This window comes from Streptomyces sp. 8L (genome assembly GCF_020176795.1).
Lineage (GTDB): Bacteria > Actinomycetota > Actinomycetes > Streptomycetales > Streptomycetaceae > Streptomyces.
Window position 1 is genome coordinate 1 of the sequence record NZ_JAIUKE010000855.1, and the last position, 1722, is coordinate 1722.

A 1722-nucleotide genomic window follows, 5' to 3' on the forward strand; every position below is an offset into this window, starting at 1 on the left:
CCCAAGGCCGGGAAGTTAGTGATCTGCCTTTGTTTGCAAGGCATTTGGTGTCCAGGTCGTGGCTGTGTAGAGACCGGGGCCGATCTTGTGGATGAGGCCGCTGTCGGCCCATGGGGAGAGTTGCCGATACATGGTGTCCAGCCGGATGTCGCCGAAGCGGGCGGCGATCTCTGCAACTCTCCACAGGCGGGTCGGGTCGTCGTGGAGCAGGACGAGGATGCGGTGCCGTCGGCGCTGGGCGGGGAGGGCGTTCCGATCGTCGCGCGAGACCGCGGGTAGCGGCGGGTGTTCGGGGCCGGCTTCGAGGACGGTGACGGCGAGCTGGGTGACGGTGCGGCTGCGGTCGGGGCGGCCGTCGTTGCGTCGCTCGCTGTAGCGGGACATCGGGGACTTGACCTTGCGGGTGCTGACCCGGCGCCGACGGGACGGCAGGAGCCGGGCCAGGACCCGTCGGCCGATCAGCCCGGGGCCGCCGGCCTCGTCGGGGACGATGCCGGCGGCCTGGACGACCTGGTCGCGGGCGGTCTGGAGGGCCACGGTGAAGCAGCAGCGGTCCGGGTCGGTGCCGGGTACGGACTCGGCGGCCTCCACCATCACCGCCCGCAACGCCTGGTAGAGCGACAGCAACGTCCACATCTCCTGGTCAAGTCCGGCCGGATCGTTTGAGCGCATCACGTGTCCGTGCAGGATTGTGTGGCGGAGCGCGTAGTACGCGCTCTCGTGTTCCCAGCGCTCGTGGTAGAGGCCGATGAGGGTGGCAGCGGGATGGCGGCGGGCGTCGGTCAGGGTAGTGGCCAGGCGGTAGGAGCCTGTGAACACGCTGCCGTCGTCGCAGGTCACCGTGATCTCGGCGTCGATGACGCGGACCTTCACGGTGCCGATCACCGAGAGGTAGGAGCCGTCGGCGAGGCGGGTCAGGACCGGGGTGCGGCGGTTGTTGCGGAGCCGGCCCAGTACCTGCGCGCCGGTCGCGGTCACCGCCGTGAGGAAGGCGTTGCCGTCGAATCCCTTGTCCCACAGCACCAGCATGTCCGGTCTCAGCAGGTGCAGCAGACGGCCGGCATAACTGGTCTCGCCCTCGTCGGTGGGGCCGAACACCGCGCCGATCAGGGACCTGGTCCCGGTTTCGACCAGCGTCATCAACTCCAGGGTGGGATAGCCGTGATGCGCCGTCCGTCCCAGCCAGGCCCGGTTACGCGGCGAGTCCGGTACCCGCAGCGAGCTGCAGCCGTCGAACGACACTGTCCGGTAGCCACCGAACCGCACCCCCGGCGTCATCGGGCGGGCCAGCGGCCCGGCGAGTACCTCGAACAGCGCCCGCATCGGTGCGGTTCCCAGCCGGCGCCGCAGGTCCCGCACCCCCTTCGCGCTCGGCGAGGCCACCGGCAGCCCCGCCAGGCCGCCGACCAGCTTGTCCCACACCAGCCGGTAGCCGACCTCGGGGAACAGACACGTCGCGAGCAGGAAGTACACCCCGACCCGGGACGGCAGATCACGTAGCCGCCGCTGCACCGTCCGTGTCTCCGCCAGCACCGCATCGACCAGCTCGAACGGCACGATCGACGTCAGCTCCCCCAGATGCCCCGGCGCGAAGCGGCCCGCGGCCACGGTCACCGTACGGGTGATAGCCGTCAGCGGCGACGGCAGGACAGAATGCAACAGCAACGGAGCTCCTCAGGTACAAGCTGTCTTGGTCGACTGCCTGTACCAACGAGCTCCGTT

General features: G+C 69.7%; 1 protein-coding gene. It reads right to left on the reverse strand.

The window, feature by feature from the left end:
• Positions 1 to 15: 15 nt before the first annotated feature.
• Positions 16 to 1665, reverse strand: coding sequence for an IS4 family transposase (locus tag LCE31_RS39425; RefSeq protein WP_225023087.1), 1650 nt, complete (start codon positions 1663 to 1665; stop codon positions 16 to 18).
• Between the last annotated feature and the right edge of the window lie 57 nt (positions 1666 to 1722).